Genomic DNA, 22,611 nt, shown 5'->3' with positions numbered 1-22,611 from the left:
TCAGAGGCTCCCGGGTCCTAGCAGATCGGCTGCTGTCACGAGGCTCTGCGCCACGTCGGCCAGTTTCCGATTCTGGTTCATCGCTGTCTTGCGAAGAAGCGCATAGGCTTCGTCCTCCGAAAGCCCGCGCGACTTCATGAGTATGCCCTTGGCGCGCTCGATCACCTTACGATTCTCCAGTTCGCCGCGCGCTTCCTCGAGTTCGCGAGCCATACGGGCAAAGGCGTTGAAACGGCTGATCGCCATGTCGAGGATCGGCTTCACCCGCTCTTGGCGCAGTCCATCGACGATGTAGGCAGAGACGCCGGCGTCGACGGCTGCCTCGATCGAGGCAGTGTCGGAGCGGTCGACGAACATGGCGATCGGCCGTTTCACCGCGCGCGAGAGCTGGAACATGTTCTCCAGCATATCGCGGTTGGGGTTCTCGAGGTCGATGACGATGACGTCGGGCGCGATCTCGGCAATGCGTCGGGCTATGCCCGCAACGTCGTGGACGACCGTTACACGATCGTGACCCGCCTCACGTAGCCCAGCCTCGATGATCGCCGCACGGATGCGGTTTTCGTCGATGACCAGGATGGAGAGGGGCGTCGTTGACATCGCGGCATGTTTCGCGCGCGCAATGAAAATGCGCAAGGCATGGACGCACAGTCACCGAAATCAACGGTGCATCCGTTCATGTGCCGGTCTTTACTTGTGCTCGGAAAAGCTGGACTGCCGTTGTATATGCGGCTGGATTCGGCGAACAGCCTTTGCTCGCCGAATCCAGACTTTCGCTATCGCTGGATCAATTCAGGTATTGGACCTTTAGATTCTTGATCACGCCATTGAATGCGAACGGCTTTCTGTCGAAGTATGTAAGCGAAACCGGAGAATAGCTGTCCCTGCCAACGTCGAAAGCGTCGTTGGCGGTAAACGCAATTGGAGCCGAACGCGGTACACGGCCTTTTGCCACCTCCTTACCCCCGACCCGAATAGCGATATCGAGCGGTGCGGCATGGTCAGTGCCGACCTTGCGGGTCTCCACCTCAATGTTCACCTTCCCGCTGGGTAGCGGTTCAGATGTTTCAAGGCGTGTCCTGTCGATTTCGAACAGATTGTATTCGTAGGTGAGCTTGCCGTTCTCTACCCATAGAGCGAGCCCTCCCGAGAAGGCGCCCAAGGCGTAGAGCACGCCTTCCGAGTTGGGCTGCAATTCAGCTTCTATCGTAACAAGGTTGCTCCGCGCGCCGACTTTCGGCGCCGTGAACTCCGGAACGCCAGTGACTTCCTGCGTGAAGCTGAACTCGTTGGCGGGATTGGATGGCGCATCTTCCGGATGGAAGACCGCCGACCATAATCCACCGCCGACGGGAAACACTTTGTTTGCTTCCGCGTCCCCGGCGAATGCCTTTGTGATCTCATCGACCTTCTCTGGATGGTCAGCCGCCACGTCTCTCGCCTGCGAATAGTCCTTGCTGAGATCGTGAAGTTCCCAGATGTCATTGCCCGGAGACCATTTGATGTTGATTTCCGCTGAGAACTGACCCGGGATTTTCGCCGAGAAGTGACCCGTCTCATGTATGGTTTGGGTCTCAGGATTTGGTCAAGGTGGGCGCTTTCTCCTTCTTTGCGGCGGGTGTCTTTGCCGAGCTGTTCTTGAAGCGGAAGCTGTCGTTTCCGGTCTCCAGGATGTGACAATGATGGGTGAGGCGATCGAGGAGCGCCGTCGTCATCTTGGCATCGCCGAAGACGGTGGCCCATTCACTGAAGCTCAAGTTGGTGGTGATGACGACGCTGGTGCGCTCGTAGAGCGTGCTCAGCAGATGGAACAGCAGCGCTCCACCTGACGCACTGAAGGGCAGGTATCCGAGTTCGTCCAGGATGACGAGATCGGAATGGGCGAGCCGGTTGGCGATCTGGCCGGCCTTTCCCTGGGCCTTCTCCTGCTCAAGGGCGTTGACGAGTTCGACGGTGGAGAAGAAGCGGACACGCTTGCGATGATGCTCGACCGCCTGCACGCCGAGAGCTGTGGCGATGTGGGTCTTTCCGGTGCCTGGACCTCCGACAAGCACGACGTTGTTGGCCTCGTCCATGAACTCACAGCGATGGAGCTGGCGCACGAGGGCCTCGTTGATCTCGCTGCTGGCGAAGTCAAAGCCGGCCAGGTCGCGATAGACAGGGAAGCGGGCTGCCTTGAGCTGATAGGCGGTGGATCTGACCTCCCGTTCTGCCATCTCCGCCTTCAGCAGTTGCGACAGGATCGGGATGGCGGCCTCGAAGGCTGGAGAGGCCTGCTCGGTGAGCTCGGCGACGGCTTGCGCCATGCCATGCATCTTCAGGCTCCTGAGCATAATGACGATGGCGCCGCTGGCGGGATCATGACGCATGGCGCACCTCCCGAGCTTGGCGCAGCGCATCGTAGCGCTCGACATTGGCCTGCGGCTCCTTGGCCAGGCTCAGCGCCTGCGGCGCATCCACGACCGGCGTCGCGATCGGCTTGCCATCGACCAGCCTGTGCAGGAGATTGAGGATGTGGACCTTGGTCGGAACCCCGGCCTCGAGTGCCATCTCCACTGCCGCCAGCACGGCCTGCTCATCATGCTGCAGGACAAGGGCCAGGATCTCGACCATCTCCCGATCGCCGCCGGACTTCCTGAGCAGATGCTGCTGCAGCCGTTTGAAGGCTTCGGGAAGCTCTGTGAAGGGTGCGCCGTTGCGCAGAGCACCTGGCTTGCGCTGGATGACCGCCAGATAGTGACGCCAGTCGTAGACGGTTCGACCGGGACCGTCATGCGACCGTTCGATGATGCGGCGGTGCTCGCAGAGGAGCTGCCCTTCGGCGGCAACCACAATCCGTTCCGGGTAAACCCTTAGGCTCACAGGCCGGTTGGCAAAGGAAGCCGGCACGCTGTAGCGGTTGCGCTCCAGATGGACCAGGCAGGTAGGCGAGACCCGCTTGGTGTATTCGACGAAGCCGTCGAAGGGGCGAGGCATTGGCATCAGGAACTGGGCCTCTTCGGACCGGGCGTCCTCGATCGTTCCGGGTCTGAGGCCATGGGGAATCTGTTGCCACAGCTCCCGGCACCGCTGCTCCAGCCAGTCGTTCAGCGCCTCCAGAGATGGAAAGCGCGGCATCGGCTGCCACAACCGGTGGCGGGCATCCTGGACGTTCTTCTCGACCTGTCCCTTCTCCCAGCCCGAGGCTGGATTGCAGAACTCGGCCTCGAACAGATAGTGGCTGGCCATCGCCGAGAAGCGGGCATTGACCTGGCGATCCTTGCCCCGGCCGATCCTGTCGACCGCAGTGCGCATGTTATCGTAGATCCCGCGCCGCGGCACGCCACCCAGAACCGGGAAGGCGTGGTTGTGTGCATCGAACAGCATCTCGTGCGTCTGAAGGGGATAAGCTCGCACGACAAAGGCACGGCTGTAGCTGAGCTTGAAGTGCGCCACCTGTAGCTTCGTGCGCTCGCCGCCGATGACGGCCCAGTCTTCCGACCAGTCAAACTGGAACGCCTCACCAGGCTCGAACGCCAACGGCACGAAGGTGCCGCGACCGCTCGTTAGCATCTGCCGCTGACGCTCTTCTTTCCAGTCACGCGCAAAGGCGGCGACACGGCCGTAAGAGCCCTCATAGCCGAAGCTCATCAGGTCGGCGTGCAACTGCTTGACCGTGCGCTTCTGCTTGCGCGGCCTGTTTGCTTCCGTCCTCAGCCAGGCAGATAGCCGCTCGGCATAGGCATCGAGCTTGCTCGGCCGCTCCGGCACCCGAAAGCGGGGCTCGACCTCGTCGGATCGCAGGTATTTGCGGATCGTGTTCCGCGACAGTCCCGTGCGCCGCGCAATCTCCCGGATCGAAAGTCCATCCCGCAGATGCCAGCGCCGGATAACGCTCAGTAACGCCATGTCTATCACTCCAAAGTCCCCTGCGATCGTCAAGCAGGGGTGAGTTCAAACATGGGTCACTTCTCGATGGAAAAATCCCGCAATCCCGGGTCAGTTCTCGGCGGAAATCAACAATTGCGCGCCTCCAAGGCGAGATCGAGATCAGACCCTAACCTATGGATGAGGCCAATGGAGAGGCTTATGTGCGGTCAGGTGTTCGCATGCAATGGCCGCCCCGTGACAGTCATGGGACGGCTTCCGCCTCTGAGACATCGATCGACACAATCGTCAGCTTGTGTGCCCGGCCGTCATTGGCGACGAAGTCGATCGACTGGCCGGCGCGCAGGCCGAGAAGGGCCGTGCCGATCGGGGTGAGAATGGATACCTTCCCCTGAGCGATATCCGCCTCGGCAGGATAGACCAACGTGACATGGCGGGATTGGCCGTCTTCGGTTCGGTACTCGAGCGAGGATCCCATCTGTACCGTGTTCCGCAGCTTCCCGGCCGCCTCGACGACACGGGCGCGGTCGAGCTCGGTCAGCAGCTCTTCCACCAGTTCTGGCTTGCGCTCCAGCAGGCCGTTGGCAAGCTGCGCCAGCCGGGCATGATCTGTCTTGTTGATGACGATGCTTGGTTTGCTCATGATGAAACTCTTTGACCTGGCTGCCGGATCGCCGGCGCGGTGATTATCCTCTATCGGTAATCCGGTGACGGATCGCTTCTGGAGATCGTGCCCGAGGATTCCAGCAGGCTCGCATGCAGGCGAAGGTACTTAATCCGGATTCGACCGCGATTTGAGCCCCGGTCTCGGGGCGAACGATCCGAGCCGGGGCTATCCTCGCGGAGAGGAAACCATCCAGATGAAAAAAGTGGCTCGAGCGCGGATCATGCTTTCAGGATGGCCGAATACCGACTTTTGTCAAGCAGCCGAATGATGTTGAACCACGTGACAAGCCGCGACCGTCCCGCCGCAGCAACGCGGCGGGGCAGGACCAGCTGGTCAGCTGGTAAAGAAGCTCTGCGTGCCGTGCGCCTCGATGGCCTCTGCGAGGCGTCCCAGCGCATGGACATAGGCAGCAGTGCGAACAGACACTTTCTTTTCCTTCGCGACGTTCCAGATCGCACGGCCTTCCCGCTCCATGATCGTGCGCAGCCGGCCGTGGATTTCGTCCACGGTCCAGTAGAAGCCCTGCCGGTTCTGAACCCACTCGAAATAGGACACGGTGACGCCACCTGCATTCGCCAGGATGTCCGGCAATATCACGACGCCGCTTCTCGCGAGGATGTCGTCCGCCTCGGGCGTCACCGGTCCGTTAGCCAGTTCCAGCACCAGCTTGGCCTTGACGGAGCCGGCATTCTTCTCATCGATCATGTTCTCCAGCGCCGCCGGCACGAGCAGGTCGCAATCGACGGCGACGAGGTCATCGGCGGCAAGGAATTCATGTCCGCCCTGTCCGATGGTGCCGGCAACGGACCTGCCTGCGGCCTTGGCGTCGATCAGCATGTCGACATGCAGGCCGGCGTCGGATCGCACAGCGCCTTCCGAATCCGAAACTGCAACGATCTTGTGGCCGTCGGCGGCAAGTAGGCGGGCTATGTGCTGCCCGGCATTGCCGAACCCTTGGATGGCGACGCGCATTATCTGGTGCAGGCCGAGATCCTCGGCCAGATGGCGGACAAGATAGTAGCCGCCGCGCGCCGTTGCGTCGCCACGTCCCAGGGAGCCGCCTAGCGCAATCGGCTTGCCGGTGATGACGGCCGGCACCGCCTCGCCGACGATCTGGGCATATTCGTCCGCCATCCAGCCCATGATCATCGAGTTGGTGTAGACGTCCGGTGCGGGGATGTCGCGATCTGGCCCGATTATACGGGCAAACGCCTGGATGTATGCGCGTGACAGCCGTTCCAGCTCCGCCTTGGATAGCTTGCGCGGATCGACCTGAACAGCGCCCTTGCCGCCGCCATAGGGCAGGTTCATCACGGCACATTTGAAGGTCATCCAGAATGCCAGCGTTTCGACCTCGTCGGCGGTAGAGTTGGGATGGAAGCGGATGCCGCCTTTGGTCGGACCGCGCGTGTCGTCATAGCGACAGCGCCAGGCTAGAAAGGATTTTCGCGATCCGTCGTCCATGCGGATCATGAGCCGCACCTTTGTGGTTTCTCGTGCATATTTCAGTTTCTCGATCACGTCCGGGTCGATGCTAAGGTGGGTGGCTGCCTCGTCCAGGCGGACGAGCGCGTGATCAAGAAGACCGTCTTCCGGCATCATGGCTCCTGAGAGTTGGATTTGATTTGCGGCATCTGCATAAAAGACAGGCACTGATATCGCAACCCAAGACAGCGTTGCTGACCTATTTTGGGCAATTTGCCCTTTATGTGGTCAGAACTGCTTGACTACCGATTTCATGCGGCGTTCGATGGCTCAATGTGGATGCGGCGGCGCAAGCTCTTCATGATGAGCAAGGGTGGTTCCCTGCAGGCAGGCGATTAAGGCCCCGGCGCAATTGCCGCGTGCGGGGTTTTGGACATTCTTCCTCCTCAGCAGACCGACCCAGCGCCGCCATGAACCTGATACATGCCCTGCCGCCGATTGCACTCGGCGCCGACGACTTCCACCGACTCGCCTGGCTTGCCGAAGCCGCAAAGCCTCGATTGCCAAGGATCGCGGGCTTCCTTCACCGCGAGCTTGCCCGGGCCACGCTCGTCGAGCCTTGGTTTGGGCTGGTGACGATGGGATCGATGGTGCGCTTTCTGGAAAGAGGATGTCCTGAGGAGCGCGTGGGCAAGCTTGTGTATCCGGCGGACGTGCCGCGGCACGAGAAGCCGATCTCCATCCTGAGCGAGACCGGCGCAGCGCTCATCGGATTGTGTGAAGGCCAGACTCTGCATTGGCGAGCCGCCGGCGGTCAATTGCAGTCGGTCACGGTAATTCGCTCGGATTGAACTCGGTGGTCGTCTTCCACTGGCTGGATATGACGGCTTCGGAGGTGATATTCGTAATTGAACCGACCAATACCAATGATCTGCTTCCACTTGTGCTAGGGAGGCCATCATGAGCTACGTTCTGAAGCGGGTCTACGTGCCGCCGGCGACAGGTGACGGCCTGCGCATACTGGTCGACCGCCTTTGGCCGCGCGGCCTCAAAAAGGAAGAAGCCGCCGTCGATCTTTGGCTCAAGGAGGTCGCGCCGAGCGCTGAACTGCGCAAATGGTTCGGGCACGATCCGGAAAAGTGGGCAGAGTTACGGCGACGCTACCGCATCGAGCTTGGCGGAAGGAAAAGCGAGATCGAGACGCTGCGCCAGTGCGAAGCCAACGGGCGTGTGACGCTTCTCTTCGGCGCAAGAGATGAGGCACACAACCACGCGGTCGTACTGAAAGAATATATCGAAGAGGGATGCTGAGCAGCCGGCATTACCCTCCATCCGTCGCGACAACGATCCATGGGTCGCTATCGACCGGAACCGGCCGTGAAAATGTCCAGAGGTCGTGCGTGGCTGTGACGGCCGCGGGATCTCCGCCGATGACCGCACCGTCGGCCGAGCGTTCCGCGCAAACGATCTGCGCGCGGAAACGCACACTGATTTCCATCCAGTTTGAGGCCGTCGACGCCCGGATTGGCGAGCACGACGCCGGTAACGCCGCCGATGGTGAAGAGCAGCACGAAGCCGGTCGCCCATAGCATCGGCGTCCTGAAGCTGATCGACCCGCCCCACATTGTTGCCAGCCAGGAAAACACCTTCACGCCGGTCGGCACCGCGATGACCATGGAGGCGAAAGCAAAATAACGCTGGCTGTCGATGGACATTCCGACAGTGAACATGTGGTGCGCCCAGACGACGAAGCCGATCACGCCGATCGCGACCATGGCGTACGCCATGCCGAGATAGCCAAAGACAGGCTTCCTGGCGAAGGTCGAGATGACATGGCTGATAATGCCGAACCCCGGCAGGATCATGATGTAGACTTCGGGGTGGCCGAAGAACCAGAACAGATGCTGGTAGAGGATCGGGTCACCACCGCCGGCGGGGGCGAAGAAGGTCGTGCCGAAATTGCGGTCGGTCAGGAGCATCGTGATCGCTCCCGCCAGCACTGGCAGCGCCAGCAAAAGCATGAAGGCGGTCACCAGCATCGACCAGGCAAAGAGCGGCATCTTGTGCAGCGTCATGCCCGGAGCGCGCATGTTGAAGATGGTGGTGATGAAGTTGATGGCGCCGAGTATCGACGAGGCGCCTGAAAGATGGATCGACAGAATGACGAGATCGACGGCAGGCCCCGGTTGCCCATCTGTCGAGTAGGGCGGATAGAGCGTCCATCCTCCCCCGTGGCCCAGACTGCCGGAAGCCCCGGGAACGAACATGGATGTAAGGAACAGGATGAGCGACGCCACCAACAGCCAGAACGAGACATTGTTCATCCGTGGAAACGCCATGTCCGGCGCGCCGATCATGATAGGTATGAACCAGTTGCCGAAACCACCGATCAATGCCGGCATGATGACGAAGAAGATCATCACCAGCCCATGTGCACTGACCACCACATTGTAGAGGTTCGGATCGGCGAAGATTTGCATCCCGGCTCCTGCAGTTCCAAGCGCAGCGCCACAGAAAGTCCGGTGCCCAGAATACCTGAGAGCATGGACAGGATGAGATAGAGCGTGCCGATATCCTTGTGGTTGGTCGAAAACAGCCAGCGCGCCGCAAAGCCGGGTCTTGCATTTTCAATCGTAGTTGCATCCGACATCGCGTCCTGCCTTTCTCTGTTGGCAGGCGGGGCGGATTCGGAACAGGACGGCGTTTTCAGACCGTCGTCGCGATGGGAACCAGTGCCTGCGTCTTCTCGATCAGTCCGTTACGACCACATCCATCGGAATGTCGTGGGGCTGAGGGTAAATGGTCGGTAGCCGGCTTTGCGCGTAGCCGACGCCGATCGTCAGCGGCTTCTTCGGCATGATGGCCAGCGTGCGGTCGAAGAAGCCGCCGCCATAGCCCAGACGATAATGTGCCTCGTCGAAGCCAACGACCGGCGCGATCACGATTTCCGGCTGCACTGCCGGACCGCGCGAGGGAACGAGAATGTTCCAGACGCCGCGTTCCAGCGGATCGCCGGGGGTCCAGATCCTGTATTCGAGCGGCCAGCCTTTTTGAATCACGACAGGCAACGCGATGCGGCCGCCGCGCTCAATGACCCTGATCCCCCAGTTGCGGAGGTCGGGCTCACCGCGAAATGGCCAATATGTGCCGACGATCCGGCCGCTGTACTTGCCGATCGTCAGGTCAAGGAGTGCGGCGATCCGGCTCGACCGCAGCTGGCGTTCCTCAGCGTCGATCGCAAACCGCTGATCGATGAGACGCTTGCGTTCGGCTTGCCTCCAACGCGAGACATCGCTCCAGGTATCCGACGAAGATCGTACGGTGCAATAGTCCTGTGACAACTCATGCATGAAGCAGGGTGGTGATGCATATTCAGCGGTTTCGGCTTCGTCGGGCATCGCGCGTTTCCAAGGCTCTCAAGGGCAGGGTGAGACTCGACAGAGAGGAAGGCAAACGGAATTAAATGCTGTATGAGTGCAAAAAAATTGCATCGAGGGAGAGTGCATCGTGGACATCGACCGGGCTAAGACGTTTCTCGAGATCGTCCATACCGGCAGCTTTCTGAAGGCGGCGGATCGTCTTCACGTCACCCAGACCACTGTCAGCGCCAGGATCCGAACACTTGAGGAAGGGCTCGGCCGTCAGCTGTTCGTGCGGACCCGCAACGGCGCCGCGCTAACGCCGGCGGGCCGCGAGTTCGAGCGTTTCGCGCAGTCCTTCGTCCAGATCTGGGAGCGTGCGCGCCAGCAACTCAGAATCCCGCCCGGGCGGACCAGCGTCGTGGCCCTGGGAGGCGAACTGAGCCTATGGAATCCGTTGCTGCTCGACTGGCTCGTCTGGATGAAACGCGAGCAGCCGAAGATCGCGATCCACGCGCATGTCGGCGTGCCTGACCAACTGCTGGAGCAGTTGCGGACAGGCGTGCTCGATCTTGCTGTCCTTTACGCGCCCAAGCTCCTGCCCGGCTTCAAGGTTGAACTCATCGAGGAGGAGCAGCTCATTCTGGTCAGGACGCCGGCCAGGGGGGATGAGCCGCTGGACTACGTCCATGTCGATTGGGGGCCGCAATTCGCCGCGCAAGGCGGCATCGGGAATGCCGCGTTCGGGGAGCCGGGACTTCTGGTCGGGCTGGGACCTCTTGGTCTCAACTACATTTTGCGCGCAGGCGGGACGGGGTATTTTCGACGGGGCGTGGCGGCGCCCCATATCGCGGCGGGAGAATTGGAAATTGTCGAAGGCGCGCCGGAGTTCACCTATCCGGCCTACGCCGTCTATCCGGAATCCGCGGAGGCGCGAAACGACGTGCAGGAGGCATTGCGCGGGTTAAAGGAGGTTGTCCTGGCCGATTGACGGCCGGAGAAGGCGGCATCTATCGATCCGCTTCTTCCTGCCGGGCGTGGAGCAGCACGTTGATGACCATCTCGCGACCTATTCGGCTGATACCGATTCCGCCAGGCCTCGACGCTGCCAGGCCAAGGTCGATAAGCCGCAGTCCAACAGTTTCATCGAGACTGGGATAAGGACCTCGGTTTAGGCGTTTTAGGGCCGTCCTTTCCGTTTCCGAGAGATCGCTCCAGCCTATCGGGATCTCATAGGCTGTCGATATCTCGGCCTCGGCTCTGCCTGCCCTGCGGACACGGCCGTAACGTCGTCTCAAGGCACATCATCCGAGGCAACAGTCCCGCCTTCTCCCTCGAGCGTGGCGATGCGGCGGACGTCAGCACGACTGAATTTGAGCCGGACGCCCACACCGCCGCCGTTCTCGGGAATAAACAGGGCGCCACCTGCCACGAGCGCGCGTTCCAGTTTGCGTCGATCGCCGGCACTCGGCTCTTCGAGCTTGCGTTCGAACGACTCGACAAGGGCGATGTCGACGCCGGCATTTTGAGCCAGAAGCTCCCTCGTCCATTCGACCAGAGCGCGTGCCGCCCTGCATTGAGGTCCTGTTATCACGCTTGTCTCCTTCCCGGCCACGCCAGCAGAATGCGGACGGAAATCCCGACCTGCAAGCGTCATTCGATAACCACCAAATGACCTCGATGCTGCCCGGGCAGAGCTCGGGGGCGCTCTATATGGTTTAATAGAAGAGGATCCAGTCCAGAGTTTTCAGGAATCTTGGATCTGTGTTGCGGGAAGGATCTCCCAACAAACATAACTGCGGCAAAATATTCAGTTCGAGCTTTCTCAAGCTACGAGAATAGATGTTCTCTCCACCGTTGAGTGCAAAATTTTTGCGCTCAAGCAGCAATATCATTCGTTTGTCAGCATCGAAACTCACGGCCAAAAGTCGCTCGCTGCGGCGGGCAATCAGCTCCCAGCCACTGAATTATTTGAGAGGCGCGCTCAGGCGGGATGACGGCATTCGAGTTCAACGGACCAGGGCTGACGGAGAGCCAATGGCAACAGATTAAGGCGATCGCAACGTCGCTCAAGCCTGACCAGGCACTTTGGCTGAGCGGCTATTTTGCGGGGCTTGCTCACGGTACGCGAGCCGAGGTGGGCGACTTCCAGCCAATAGGTGTGCCGCTCGCTCCGCCAGCCAACGGGGCATCGACAGCCGGCGACACGCGGTCACTGACCATCCTTTACGGCAGCGAAACCGGCAACGGCGCAGGCGTGGCCCGCATGCTGGCCGAGAAGGCGCGGGCGAGGGGGCTGGAGCCTGTCCTGGCCGACATGGCAGACTTCAAGGTGCGCCGGCTGAAAGACGAGCAGGATCTCGTGATCGTCACCAGCACCCATGGCGAGGGCGATCCTCCCTTATCGGGTATGGGCTTCTTCGAATTCGTCGAGGGAAGGAAGGCGCCGCGTTTGGCCGATTTGCGCTATGCGGTGCTGGCGCTCGGCGACTCGACCTATGAACATTTCTGCGGTGCCGGAAAGCGGCTCGACCTCAGGCTGGCCGAACTCGGGGCCACGCGGCTCGCCGAACGTGTCGACTGCGACGTCGACTATGAAGAGCCGGCAACCGTCTTTGTCGATGCTGTGCTGGGCAAGCTCGCTTCGACGGATGCCGCAGCAGTGCCGGCGGCATCAGTCGCGTCTGCGGTCCCGTCGTCTGCTTCCACCGTTATCGACAAGCGCAATCCCTTAGCCGCGATGGTTATCGACAACCTCGTGCTGACCGGACGTGGTTCCTCCAAGGAAACGCGTCATGTCGAACTGGCGTTGGATGGGTCGGCGCTGCCGTTCGAGCCGGGTGATGCGCTGGGCGTTGTTCCCCGCAACGATCCGGCGCTGGTCGAGGCATTGCTGTCCACGCTCTCGCTATCCCCGGACGACGGGGTGATCGTCAAGGGACAGAACACGACATTGGGTGAGGCGCTGGCAGGAGCCTTCGAGATCACCGCAGCCACGCCGCGTTTCATCGATCACTGGGCAAGCCTGACCGGCGCCAGAGAACTCGAAGGTCTGCGCGGGGAAACGAATTCCGCGGACCGGTCTACCTTCCTGCGCGCTAACCACGTCATCGACATCGTCCGGGGTTTTCCGGTTTTCGGGATCGAGGCTGAGACTTTTATCCAAGGGTTGCGGCCACTGCAGCCGCGGCTCTATTCCATCGCTTCGAGCCCCTCCGCTGCGCCGGATGAAATCCATCTGACCGTCAGCACCGTGCGCTATGAGCTCCATGGCGAACCGCGCGCGGGCGTTGCCACCGGGCATCTTGCCGCGCGTGCGGAGCCGGACGCGGCGCTGCCGGTTTATGTGCAGCCGAACCCGCATTTCCGGCTGCCTGGCGACGATGCTCCCATCATCATGATCGGGGCCGGCACCGGTGTTGCGCCATATCGTGCTTTCCTTCAGGAGCGTGAGGCGCGGGGGGCGGCCGGGAAATCCTGGCTGTTCTTTGGCGAACGCAACTTTGACAGCGACTTCCTCTACCAGACCGAATGGCAGGGTTTTCTGAAGGAGGGCGTGCTGTCGCGCATGAACGTCGCCTTCTCTCGCGACGGCGCGGACAAGGTCTATGTCCAGCATCGGCTCGCCGAACATGCGGCAGACGTCTACGCCTGGCTGGAGGAGGGCGCGCATCTCTATGTCTGCGGCGACGGCGCACTGCTCGCGCCCGACGTGCATGCCGCGCTCATCGAAATCGCGCGCACCCACAAGAACGGCAGCAAAGCTGCGGCGGCCGACTACATCGGCAGGCTCCAGGAAGAACGCAGGTATCACGTCGATGTCTACTGATACGATCGCACGCGACGGGCGGACCGATCGTAGCCGTGACCTTTCCCAACCACTCGACCGGCTGGGACCGGACGAGACGCTGAAGGCGGGCAGCGACCAGTTGCGTGGCACCATCGCGGCAGGACTGGAGGCGGAACTGACGGCCGCCGTGCCTGGCGATGACATCAAGCTGATGAAATTCCACGGCCTGTACCAGCAGGACGACCGGGACCTGCGCGACGAGCGTCGGCGGCAGAGGCTGGAGCCGGCCTATCGCTTCATGGCGCGCGTGCGCCTGCCCGGCGGCGTGCTCTCGCCTAGCCAGTGGCTCAAGCTCGACGAACTCGGCCGCGCCTATGCCGGCAAGACGTTGAGGCTCACGACTAGGCAGACGTTCCAATTCCATCGCATCCACAAGAAGGATCTGCGCTCGGTCATCCAGGGGCTGCATGATGTGCTGCTCGACACCAAGGCGGCCTGCGGCGACGATTCGCGCGGCGTCATGGCCTCGATCAATCCCGAACTCTCGGCGCTGCATGCCGAGGTCTACGCGCTGGCCAAGCAGGCGAGCGACCATGCGATTCCGAAGACCGGCGCCTATCGTGAAATCTGGTACGGCGAGGAGCGCACCGTGACCGACTGGCCAGAGGAGCCGCTCTACGGCAAGACCTATATGCCGCGAAAATTCAAGATCGGCTTCGTCATCCCGCCGGTCAACGACATCGACGTCTACGCACAGGATCTTGGCTTCATCGCGATTATCGAGGGGAGGGAGCTTAAGGGATTCAATATCGCCATCGGCGGCGGCATGGGCCGCACGGACCAGGCACCGAAAACCTATCCGAGGCTGGCAAGCGTCATCGGCTTCGTGCCGAAGGACAAGGTGATAGAGACCTGCGACGCCGTGATGATGGTGCAGCGCGACTATGGCGACCGGGTCGACCGCGGCCGTGCCCGCTTCAAATACACGATCGACGACAAGGGCCTGGATTTCATCAAGGCCGAGATCGAGGACCGACTCGGCTTTCAGCTAGAGCCAGCAAGACCCTACGACTTTACGTCCAACGGAGATGTCATCGGCTGGCAGCGCGGCGAGGATGGGCGCGAGCATTTCACGCTGTTCGTGGAAAACGGTCGCGTCAGCAATTTCGACGACGTCGCGTTGCTCGATGGCCTGCGCGCCATCGCGCAGACCCACAAGGGCAATTTCCGGGTAACGCCGAACCAGAACCTTGTCATTGCCGATATCGAGCCCGAGGACCGGCCAGCGATCGAAGCATTGCTATTGGAATACAAACTGGCCAGCCTGAACAAAGGCAGCGGCCTGCGTCTCAACTCCATGGCCTGTGTGGCGTTTCCAACCTGCGGGCTCGCGATGGCGGAGAGCGAACGCTACTTGCCGAAGCTGGTGGAGAAGATCGACGCCATCCTTGCCGGGCATGGGCTTGGCGAAGAACCGATCACCATCCGCATGACCGGTTGCCCGAATGGCTGCGCCCGGCCCTACATCGCTGAGATCGGGCTGACCGGCCGGGCGCCCGGCAAATACAACCTCTATCTCGGTGGCGGCTTCCACGGCCAGCGACTGAACAAGATGGTGCTGGAGAATGTCGGCGAGCAGGCAATTCTCGAACTGCTCGGCAAGGTGATCGAACATTTCGCGAGCGAGCGCCTGCCAAACGAACGCTTCGGCGATTTCGCAATCCGCGTGGGCCATGCCCCAGAGGTCACGGAAGGCCGCTTCTTCAACGATTGACAGGTATCAAGAGAGGATAAGGCAATGTCATTGCAACTGGGCCAGATCGCGCCGGACTTCGAACAGGAGAGCACGCAGGGATCGATCCGATTCCACGAGTGGCTGGGCGACAGCTGGGGCATCTTCTTCAGCCATCCGAAGAATTTTACACCTGTCTGCACGACGGAACTTGCCGAGGTCGCGCGTCTGAAGCCGCAATGGGACAAGCGCAACATCAAGCCGCTCGGCCTCTCGGTCGATGATGTGAACGCCCATAATCTCTGGGAAAAGGACATCGCCGACACGCAAGGGCACGCTGTGAACTTTCCGATGCTCGCCGACACCGACAAGAAGGTGGCCAATCTCTACGGAATGATCCATCCCGAGACGGATCCGACGGTCACCGTCCGCGCGGTCTACGTTATTGACGCAAGCAAGAAGGTGAGGCTTAGCCTGACCTATCCGCCGAGTGCCGGCCGCAATTTCTCAGAAATCCTGCGTGCGATCGACAGCCTGCAGCTTACCGACAACCAGAAGGTTTCGACTCCGGTGAACTGGGAACCCGGCCAGCCGGTCATCATCTCGCCGGCCCTGTCCGAAGAGGATGCGAAGAAGCGCTTCCCCCAAGGGTGGAAGGAACTGCGTCCCTATCTGCGCATGGTCCAGTTGAACAGTTGACCGCGACGGTGCCAGAATGACGAAACCGGAAGATCCTCGCACCATCGCAGCGGCAAATGGCATCGCCTCGGATGACACGTTCGGGGCGGTGACGCCGCCGATTTATCTTTCGAGCACATTCGCCTTTTCCGGTTTCGAGAAGCATCGCGGCTATGAGTACAGCCGCACCGCCAATCCCGGACGCGATCTTCTGGCCGACACGCTTTCGAAGCTCGAGGGTGGCGCCGGCGCCATAGTCACCTCGTCCGGCATGGCGGCCGCGGATCTCGTCCTGTCCGTCGTCAGCAAAGACGGTCTGATCGTCGCACCGCATGATTGCTACGGAGGAACCTACAGGCTGCTTTGCGCCCGCCGTGACAGGGGACATTTCGATGTCGCCTTCGTCGACCAGTCTGATGCTGATACACTTGCGTCAGCCTTTGTCCGCAATCCGTCGCTGGTGCTGATCGAGACGCCGTCCAACCCGTTGATGCGTGTCGTCGACATCCGCGCTATCGCAGGGCAGGCAAAGGCTGTGGGTGCGAAGGTCGCCGTCGACAACACCTTCTTGTCGCCTGCCTTGCAGCGGCCGATCGGCCTCGGCGCGGATTTCGTCATCCATTCCACCACAAAATATCTGAACGGCCATTCCGATGTCGTGGGCGGCGCGGTGGTCTGCGCGGCCGACGACGATGCGGAGCGGCTGCGCGCATGGGCCAACATCACCGGTGTGACAGGCTCGTCCTTCGATGCGTATTTGACCTTGCGCGGCGTGCGGACGCTGTTTCCGCGCATCGAGCGCCAGCAGGCCAATGCCGCTGCGATTGCTTCGTTCCTCGAGAAGAACGATGCTGTGAGCGCAGTGCATTATCCCGGGCTGCCATCTCATCCCGGCCATGCTCTCGCGCGCGATCAGCAGGAAGGGTTCGGCGCCATGCTGAGCTTCCAGCTTGCCGCTGGGGTCGAGGCGGTGCGCGCCTTTGTCGAGGCGGTCGAGATTTTTACGCTGGCCGAGTCGCTCGGCGGCGTTGAAAGCCTCGTCGCCCATCCGGCGACGATGACCCATGCCGGCATGGGAGCGGAAGCACGGCGGGCGGCCGGCATCGGCGACGGCCTGCTGCGCCTTTCGGTCGGGCTGGAAGCGGAGGCCGACCTGCTTGCCGACCTGGAGCAGGGTCTCGCTGCCGTTCGCCGGGCCACGCGAACAGCATAGATGCGACGCGATAGGCAGCACGTCGCAACCGGCCTGGGGGCCGCCATACTCGGCTCCTCAGCCGACGCTATCCTCGCCACCGATCGGCAAGGGATGATCCGCTTCTGGAATCCCGGCGCGGTGCGTATCTTCGGCTTTTCGGAAAATGAAGCACTGGACGCATCCCTGGATATCATCATTCCCGAGCGTCTGAGGCCGAGGCATTGGCACGGCTGGGAGCATGTCGTGCTGACCGGCGAAACCCGTTACGGCTCAGGCGATCTGCTTTCCGTTCCCGCCCTGACCAAAGATGGCCGTCAAATCTCGGTCGAGTTCACAATCATCCTGCTTTACGATGCTGACCACCAAGTCAGCGGCATGGCATCTATCCTGCGGGATGTGACGCCCCGCTTCGACGAAATGCGCCGGCTGAAACGGCAACTGGCCGACCTATCCGAAAAGGCGTCGGCCAGCTGCGCAGAATTTGCCTCAGCGACCGGCGTCAATCCGACTTCCTGATGACGCCGGGCAGCGACAGGTTGCCCGAGGCAACCTTGTAGGTGCCCGTCACGCAGAGCAGGGGAGCCTTGCCTTCGGCGTTGACCTGCAGATGGGCCGCGACGGCGTCGAAGTTCATGTTCTCCGCGCCTGCAACCGGCACGGTGATGCGCACCGTGCTGCCCTTGATCAACGGGCTCATGCCGGGGCTGTCCAAAGCAAGCGGCAGACCAGGCGCAGTATCTGGAAGCAAGTCCTGCCCCGGCGAGACGTCCCGCACCTTCAGGCCGCCAGGACAGGCGGTATCCTCCCCCAGCACCACCCAGTGGGAATGCCAGCCGGCGCCATCATTGGCCGGGTCACCGTCGCCATTCTCGTCGAACAGCGGCGTATCGTCGAAGTCGGGGTGCGCGGTGATCGCCAAGGCGAGAATGCCCGATCCCTTGTCGAAGCCGACCGCCGACGGATCGAGCTTCGTCGGCCAGACATAGGCATCGACCTTGGCGCCTGCGAGCTTGCCGGTCTTTTCCGGAATCTGCGATCCTGCCTCGCCCGTCACCTCCATGGAGAAGGTGGCAAGGCGGCCGTCCGTCGTCGCCTCCGCGCCTGTGATGTCGAAGGCTGGCGGCACGGAGGCGTCCTTGTCCGCCTTGATGCCGTGTGCTCCGGCCAGCACAGCCGACCCGGCGAGAAAGGCGGTGGAAAGAAGCAGCGTTCGAGTGCGGGTTTCAAACATAATCCACTCCATATCTTGTTAGTAGCGAGTCGCTACTATATGATTGCGCCCGATAGGATTAAAAGAGTCAATAGCGAGTCGCTATCATGTATATTCCTGGCGCGGCCATTGAAGCTGCCCATTTGATCGACAGGATCGAGCGGCTGGCCCGCAGCGGCGTTCAGATGCACGGCCTCAATCCGGCACAGTGGGAGGCGCTTCGCTATCTGGCCCGCGCCAACCGCTTTTCGCGCACGCCAGCGGGCCTTGCGGCCTATCTCGGCTCGACACGGGGGACCGTGTCACAGACGCTGATTTCGCTGGAGCAGAAGGGCTTCGTCATCCGACAAACAAGCGAGCGGGATCGCCGCTCGATAGCACTCGGCCTGACGGAAAAAGGGCGAGATGCCCTTGCGGACGATCCGCTGCTGGGTGTCGCCCAAGACATCGCACAGACGGCGGGCGAGGACGTCGGGGCCATCGCCGATATGCTGAAGCGAGCCTTGCGCGTCACGATCAGCCGCAATGGCGGCCGTCCATTCGGTCTCTGCCGGACCTGTCGCCACTTTCGCGGCAACGAAGATCGCGGCCAGGCGAATCCACATTTTTGCGCGCTGTTGAAGGAGCCGCTCTCGGAGGCTGACGGCGCGGACATCTGCCTCGAGCAGGAAGATGCCTGATGAAGCCGTTCGATACCGCTCCCGAGCTCGATGTCACGCAATGGTTCAATGCTTCGGAACCGGTTACCCTAACCAGCCTGCGCGGCAAGGTCGTCGTGCTGCATGCCTTCCAGATGCTGTGCCCCGGCTGTGTCCACTCGGGCATCCCGCAAGCACAGCGCATTGCCGCGAATTTCCCCAGAAGCGACGTCGCGGTCATCGGCGTCCATACGGTGTTCGAGCACCATCAGGCGATGACGCCGATATCACTTGCCGCCTTCATCCACGAATATCGCCTGACCTTTCCGATCGCCGTCGACAGGCCCGGGGGCAAGGGACCGATACCTGCCACAATGGCTGCTTACGGGATGCGCGGAACCCCCAGTCTTGTTCTCATCGATCGCGCGGGCAAGGTTCGCCGCCATGCCTTCGGCGCGGAAGACGATCTCCTCGTCGGTGCGGAAATCGGCTTGTTGATGGCCGAGTGCCGACAGGAGGTTGCCGGCACACCTTAGCCAGCTCAACGAGGTCGGCCATCCTAGGCCAGTTACGCCTCGCGGCGCTATGCCTCTGCGACGCTTTGGGCCGTTGGAGAGGTGACAAGCACCTGATAAGTGGTATCCTAAATACCAGTTAAGAGGTGAGCCATGGTCGATCTTGTGCGGCCAGAGCAAACGGCGACGCATCAGGCAAGGCGAGCAGCACCCAGGACAGGGGAAGCGTTTTTCGCGTTCCTGGCGACATCGTGGTTTGGCCTTTTGCTTGGCGTGTCCTTTCTGGCCACCCCGGTGAAATTCCAGGCGCCGTCACTTGAGCTGCCCGTCGCCCTCGATGTCGGCCGCGTCACCTTCGCGCTCTTCAGCAAGGTCGAACTCGGGCTCTCCCTCATCCTGGTTCTTTGTATGTTGGTCCTGCGGACCGGGTATGTCCGCGCTGCGGTCGCGGCCCTTGTCGTGGCGATCGTGCTTCTCGAAACGCTCTGGCTGCTCCCCATACTTGAAGCCCGCGTTGGCGAGATCATTGCCGGTACGACGATTTCACCGACCGGCCATCATCTCTGGTACGTCATCGCCGAGGCCGTGAAGGCAGTGGTGCTCCTCGGGCTTGCGGTCGACGCTCTGCGGCGCCTGGCCAGGCAATCCGCCGCGGAAAGGGCCTAGCTGATGCGCATGACGCTTCACACCGACTATGCGCTCAGAATGCTGATCTATGTCGCAGCACGGCAAAACCGGCCCTGTACTGTGAGCGACGTTGCGGACGCATATGGGTTGTCGCGCAATCATCTGCTCAAGGTAGCCCTGAAGCTTCGTCATCTGGGTGTCATCGAGACAATGCGCGGTCGCGCCGGCGGCATCCGTCTGGCGAAGACGCCGGAGAGCATCAATATCGGAGCGCTGGTGCGCACGACCGAGGAGGATTTTGCGTTGGTTGAATGCATGCAAGGCGGCAACTGCGCCATTTCGCCGGCATGCCGGCTGAAGGGCATCTTCGGCGAGGCGCTTGGCGCATATCTGGCGGTCTTCGACAAATATACTTTGGCAGATGTCGTACGTAACAGAAGAGCGCTGGAATCTCTTCTGGACATCGATCTGCAGGCGGCATGAGGTCGAGACATGGTCAAGGCGGTTTCCGGGCTTACAGTTACCGAACGGCAATACTCCCTGGTCACGCTCTTGCTGCTCGCAGCGGTCGGTCTGGCGATGGCGGCCGGCGGGCGAGGCGATCCGCTAGGGGCGCACGGCTTCATCGTGCTTGCCTTCAGCCTTGGCCTGGCGTTTGTTGTGCTGGCCGGCTACTTCGAGCCCGAGCCCGATCAAAGCAGGCTCTCCCGCTATTATGACGATCCGACAAGGGCAGGCATCGTGCTGGCGATGGGTTGGGCGGTCGTGGGCATGTTCTTCGGCGTCTGGGTTGCGGCCCTTCTCGCCTGGCCGGAATTAACCTTCGTTGACCAGGCATGGGCGAGCTTCGGCCGTCTAAGGCCCGTCCATACGAGCGGCGTCATTTTCGGGTTCGGAGGCAACGCACTGATAGCCACCTCCTTTCATGTGCTCCAGCGCACGACACGCGCGCGACTGCCGGATCAGTTCAGCCCATGGTTCGTGCTGATCGGCTACAATCTGTTCTGCGTGCTCGCCGCCAGCGGCTACCTGATGGGGCTCACCCAGTCCAAGGAATATGCCGAGCCGGAATGGTATGCCGACATCTGGCTGGTGATCGTCTGGGTCGTCTATTTCCTGATCTACATTCGCACGCTTGCGCGGCGGAAGGAGCCGCACATCTACGTTGCGAACTGGTACTACATGGCCTTCATTCTGGTCGTGGCGGTGCTGCACATCGTCAACAACCTCGCCGTGCCGGTGTCGTTCGGTCACGCCAAGAGCTATTCGCTGTTTTCGGGCGTGCAGGATGCGATGACCCAGTGGTGGTACGGCCACAATGCGGTCGCCTTCTTCCTGACGGCCGGCTTCCTCGGCATGATGTACTACTACCTGCCCAAGCGCGCCGGTCGCCCGATCTTCTCCTACCGGCTCTCCATCATCAGCTTCTGGGGTATCACCTTCATGTATATGTGGGCGGGTTCGCACCATCTGCACTACACGGCTCTGCCGCAATGGGTACAGACGCTCGGCATGACGTTCTCGGTTGTGCTTCTGGTGCCGTCCTGGGCGTCGGCCGGCAATGCGCTCGCCACCCTCAACGGCGCCTGGCACAAGGTGCGCGACGATGCGACCCTGCGCTTCATGATGGTCGCCGCCGTATTCTACGGGCTCTCGACCTTCGAAGGATCGTTCATGGCGATCCGGGCGGTCAACTCGCTGTCGCACTATACCGACTGGACCGTCGGCCATGTGCATGCCGGTGCGCTCGGCTGGGTGGCGATGATTACCTTCGGCTCGATCTACGCGCTGGTGCCGTGGATGTGGAAGCAGGAGCGCATGTATTCGCCGAAGCTGGTCGAGGTCCATTTCTGGCTCGCGCTCACCGGCACCATAATCTACGTCTTCGCCATGTGGAATTCCGGCATCATCCAGGGGCTGATGTGGCGGACCTACAACGACAGCGGAACGCTCGCCTATTCCTTCATCGACAGCCTCGTCGCGATGCACCCCTATTACATCGCGCGCACGATCGGCGGCCTGTTCTTCCTCGCTGGCGCGATCGTCGGCTCCTACAATGTCTGGATGACGATCCGCATGTCGCGGCTGGGGTCGAGCGCGCGCGACGCAGAGACGGATCTGCCTGCTATCCAGCCCGTCGGCGCAGCCGTTCAGCCTGGGGAGTAAGCGATCATGCCGAACTTTCACCGCAAGCTCGAACGCAGCGCCATCGGCTTCGTGCTGGCCATCGTCGGCGTGTCGGCTATCGGCGGCTTCGTCGAGATCGCGCCGCTCTTCACAATCCACGAGACGGTCGAGGAGGCACCCGATATGCGCGTCTACACACCGCTCGAGCTCGCCGGGCGCAACATCTACATCCGCGAAGGCTGCTATGCCTGCCATTCCCAAATGATCCGCACGTTGCGCGACGAGGTCGAGCGCTACGGCCCGTACTCATTGGCGGTCGAGTCGCAATACGACCATCCGATGCTGTGGGGATCGAAGCGCACCGGCCCGGACCTGGCGCGGCTCGGGGCCAAATATTCCGATGCCTGGCATGTCGCTCACCTCAACAACCCGCGCGACGTGGTGCCGGAATCGATCATGCCGCGCTATGGCTGGCTGGCGCGCAATTATCTCAGGGTTGACGATCTCAGCGAGCATCTCGCCGCGCAGCGCGCGGTCGGCGTGCCCTATACGGACGACATGATCCAGAATGCGACAGCCGACGCATTTGGTCAGGCGACCCCTGACAGCGATGCCTCAAGTGGCGTCACCGAGCGCTACGGCGAAGCGACCAATATCCGCGCCTTCGACGGCGATCCGGCTCGGGTCACGGAGATGGATGCGCTGGTCGCCTATCTCCAGATCCTCGGCAAGCTCACCGATGCAGCGTTCCGTCAGACGGCCGATGCGGGAGAGTGAGGCG

The 22,611-nt window shown here is 61.6% G+C and carries 23 protein-coding genes and 1 pseudogene; 14 read left to right on the top strand and 10 right to left on the bottom strand.

Annotated elements, in window-relative coordinates; genetic code table 11:
* From M9924_18925 to M9924_18900, 6 genes are all read right to left on the bottom strand, one after another.
* A complete protein-coding gene (locus M9924_18925) occupies positions 1-600 on the bottom strand; it encodes an ANTAR domain-containing response regulator (protein MCO5066463.1) in 600 nt (199 codons plus the stop codon).
* Positions 601-787: 187 nt separating this feature from the next.
* Positions 788-1,432, bottom strand: coding sequence for a hypothetical protein (locus M9924_18920; GenBank protein ID MCO5066462.1), 645 nt, complete (start codon positions 1,430-1,432; stop codon positions 788-790).
* A gap of 142 nt (positions 1,433-1,574) precedes the next feature.
* The gene (gene istB / locus M9924_18915) at positions 1,575-2,369 is read right to left on the bottom strand and encodes an IS21-like element helper ATPase IstB (GenBank protein ID MCO5066461.1); all 795 of its coding nucleotides are present in this window, start codon (positions 2,367-2,369) and stop codon (positions 1,575-1,577) included.
* Complete coding sequence (gene istA / locus M9924_18910) at positions 2,359-3,888, bottom strand: IS21 family transposase (GenBank protein MCO5066460.1); 1,530 nt, start codon at positions 3,886-3,888, stop codon at positions 2,359-2,361. The genes istB and istA overlap by 11 nt, the downstream gene beginning before the upstream one ends.
* Before the next feature lie 223 nt (positions 3,889-4,111).
* Positions 4,112-4,510, bottom strand: a complete 399-nt coding sequence (rnk, locus tag M9924_18905; GenBank protein ID MCO5066459.1) for a nucleoside diphosphate kinase regulator — start codon at positions 4,508-4,510, stop codon at positions 4,112-4,114.
* 357 nt (positions 4,511-4,867) lie between these two features.
* The gene (locus tag M9924_18900) at positions 4,868-6,133 is read right to left on the bottom strand and encodes a Glu/Leu/Phe/Val dehydrogenase (GenBank protein MCO5066458.1); all 1,266 of its coding nucleotides are present in this window, start codon (positions 6,131-6,133) and stop codon (positions 4,868-4,870) included.
* A gap of 296 nt (positions 6,134-6,429) precedes the next feature.
* Here M9924_18900 and M9924_18895 point away from each other — a divergent pair, with 296 nt between their 5' ends.
* Both M9924_18895 and M9924_18890 read left to right on the top strand, forming a co-directional pair.
* Positions 6,430-6,810: a GreA/GreB family elongation factor gene (locus M9924_18895; GenBank protein MCO5066457.1), complete on the top strand. Its 381-nt coding sequence runs from the start codon at positions 6,430-6,432 to the stop codon at positions 6,808-6,810.
* A 109-nt stretch (positions 6,811-6,919) separates the two neighbouring features.
* Complete coding sequence (locus M9924_18890; protein MCO5066456.1) at positions 6,920-7,270, top strand: DUF488 domain-containing protein; 351 nt, start codon at positions 6,920-6,922, stop codon at positions 7,268-7,270.
* A gap of 200 nt (positions 7,271-7,470) precedes the next feature.
* Here the strand turns inward: M9924_18890 and M9924_18885 are convergent.
* A pseudogene (locus tag M9924_18885) lies at positions 7,471-8,609 on the bottom strand (cbb3-type cytochrome c oxidase subunit I).
* Between the two features lie 100 nt (positions 8,610-8,709).
* Positions 8,710-9,357, bottom strand: coding sequence for a 5-formyltetrahydrofolate cyclo-ligase (locus tag M9924_18880; GenBank protein ID MCO5066455.1), 648 nt, complete (start codon positions 9,355-9,357; stop codon positions 8,710-8,712).
* A gap of 109 nt (positions 9,358-9,466) precedes the next feature.
* Between M9924_18880 and M9924_18875 the strand changes: the two genes are divergently transcribed.
* Positions 9,467-10,309, top strand: coding sequence for a LysR family transcriptional regulator (locus M9924_18875; protein ID MCO5066454.1), 843 nt, complete (start codon positions 9,467-9,469; stop codon positions 10,307-10,309).
* 303 nt (positions 10,310-10,612) lie between these two features.
* On the opposite strand, the gene M9924_18870 is transcribed toward M9924_18875, so the two are convergent.
* Positions 10,613-10,912 (bottom strand): XRE family transcriptional regulator, encoded by a 300-nt coding sequence (locus tag M9924_18870; GenBank protein ID MCO5066453.1) that lies wholly within the window; start codon positions 10,910-10,912, stop codon positions 10,613-10,615.
* A gap of 399 nt (positions 10,913-11,311) precedes the next feature.
* Between M9924_18870 and M9924_18865 the strand changes: the two genes are divergently transcribed.
* Genes M9924_18865 through M9924_18845 form a run of 5 tightly spaced genes read left to right on the top strand, consistent with a single transcriptional unit; the run spans position 11,312 to position 17,229 of the window.
* On the top strand, positions 11,312-13,147 hold the full coding sequence (locus tag M9924_18865) for an assimilatory sulfite reductase (NADPH) flavoprotein subunit (GenBank protein MCO5066452.1): 1,836 nt from the start codon (positions 11,312-11,314) through the stop codon (positions 13,145-13,147).
* Positions 13,137-14,882, top strand: a complete 1,746-nt coding sequence (locus tag M9924_18860; GenBank protein ID MCO5066451.1) for an NADPH-dependent assimilatory sulfite reductase hemoprotein subunit — start codon at positions 13,137-13,139, stop codon at positions 14,880-14,882. Before M9924_18865 ends, M9924_18860 begins: the two co-directional genes overlap by 11 nt.
* A 24-nt stretch (positions 14,883-14,906) precedes the next feature.
* Complete coding sequence (locus tag M9924_18855; GenBank protein ID MCO5066450.1) at positions 14,907-15,539, top strand: peroxiredoxin; 633 nt, start codon at positions 14,907-14,909, stop codon at positions 15,537-15,539.
* A gap of 16 nt (positions 15,540-15,555) precedes the next feature.
* Positions 15,556-16,731, top strand: a complete 1,176-nt coding sequence (gene metB / locus M9924_18850) for a cystathionine gamma-synthase (GenBank protein ID MCO5066449.1) — start codon at positions 15,556-15,558, stop codon at positions 16,729-16,731.
* A complete protein-coding gene (locus M9924_18845) occupies positions 16,732-17,229 on the top strand; it encodes a PAS domain S-box protein (protein MCO5066448.1) in 498 nt (165 codons plus the stop codon). It abuts the gene before it with no gap.
* Here M9924_18845 and M9924_18840 read toward each other — a convergent pair.
* Complete coding sequence (locus tag M9924_18840; GenBank protein ID MCO5066447.1) at positions 17,213-17,944, bottom strand: hypothetical protein; 732 nt, start codon at positions 17,942-17,944, stop codon at positions 17,213-17,215. The genes M9924_18845 and M9924_18840 overlap by 17 nt on opposite strands.
* A gap of 86 nt (positions 17,945-18,030) precedes the next feature.
* Here M9924_18840 and M9924_18835 point away from each other — a divergent pair, with 86 nt between their 5' ends.
* The 6 genes from M9924_18835 to ccoO all read left to right on the top strand — a co-directional run bounded on the left by M9924_18835 (position 18,031) and on the right by ccoO (position 22,607).
* Complete coding sequence (locus tag M9924_18835; GenBank protein ID MCO5066446.1) at positions 18,031-18,603, top strand: MarR family transcriptional regulator; 573 nt, start codon at positions 18,031-18,033, stop codon at positions 18,601-18,603.
* A complete protein-coding gene (locus tag M9924_18830) occupies positions 18,603-19,097 on the top strand; it encodes a redoxin domain-containing protein (GenBank protein MCO5066445.1) in 495 nt (164 codons plus the stop codon). The genes M9924_18835 and M9924_18830 overlap by 1 nt, the downstream gene beginning before the upstream one ends.
* A 132-nt stretch (positions 19,098-19,229) precedes the next feature.
* Positions 19,230-19,742 (top strand): hypothetical protein, encoded by a 513-nt coding sequence (locus M9924_18825; GenBank protein ID MCO5066444.1) that lies wholly within the window; start codon positions 19,230-19,232, stop codon positions 19,740-19,742.
* Positions 19,743-19,745: 3 nt separating this feature from the next.
* The gene (locus M9924_18820) at positions 19,746-20,186 is read left to right on the top strand and encodes an Rrf2 family transcriptional regulator (GenBank protein MCO5066443.1); all 441 of its coding nucleotides are present in this window, start codon (positions 19,746-19,748) and stop codon (positions 20,184-20,186) included.
* Positions 20,187-20,195: 9 nt separating this feature from the next.
* Positions 20,196-21,869, top strand: coding sequence for a cytochrome-c oxidase, cbb3-type subunit I (gene ccoN / locus M9924_18815; GenBank protein ID MCO5066442.1), 1,674 nt, complete (start codon positions 20,196-20,198; stop codon positions 21,867-21,869).
* 6 nt (positions 21,870-21,875) lie between these two features.
* The gene (ccoO, locus tag M9924_18810; GenBank protein ID MCO5066441.1) at positions 21,876-22,607 is read left to right on the top strand and encodes a cytochrome-c oxidase, cbb3-type subunit II; all 732 of its coding nucleotides are present in this window, start codon (positions 21,876-21,878) and stop codon (positions 22,605-22,607) included.
* Positions 22,608-22,611: the final 4 nt, after the last annotated feature.

The organism is Rhizobiaceae bacterium (genome assembly GCA_023953835.1).
GTDB lineage: Bacteria > Pseudomonadota > Alphaproteobacteria > Rhizobiales > Rhizobiaceae > Mesorhizobium_G.
This window is presented reverse-complemented; position numbering and strand designations above follow the sequence as displayed.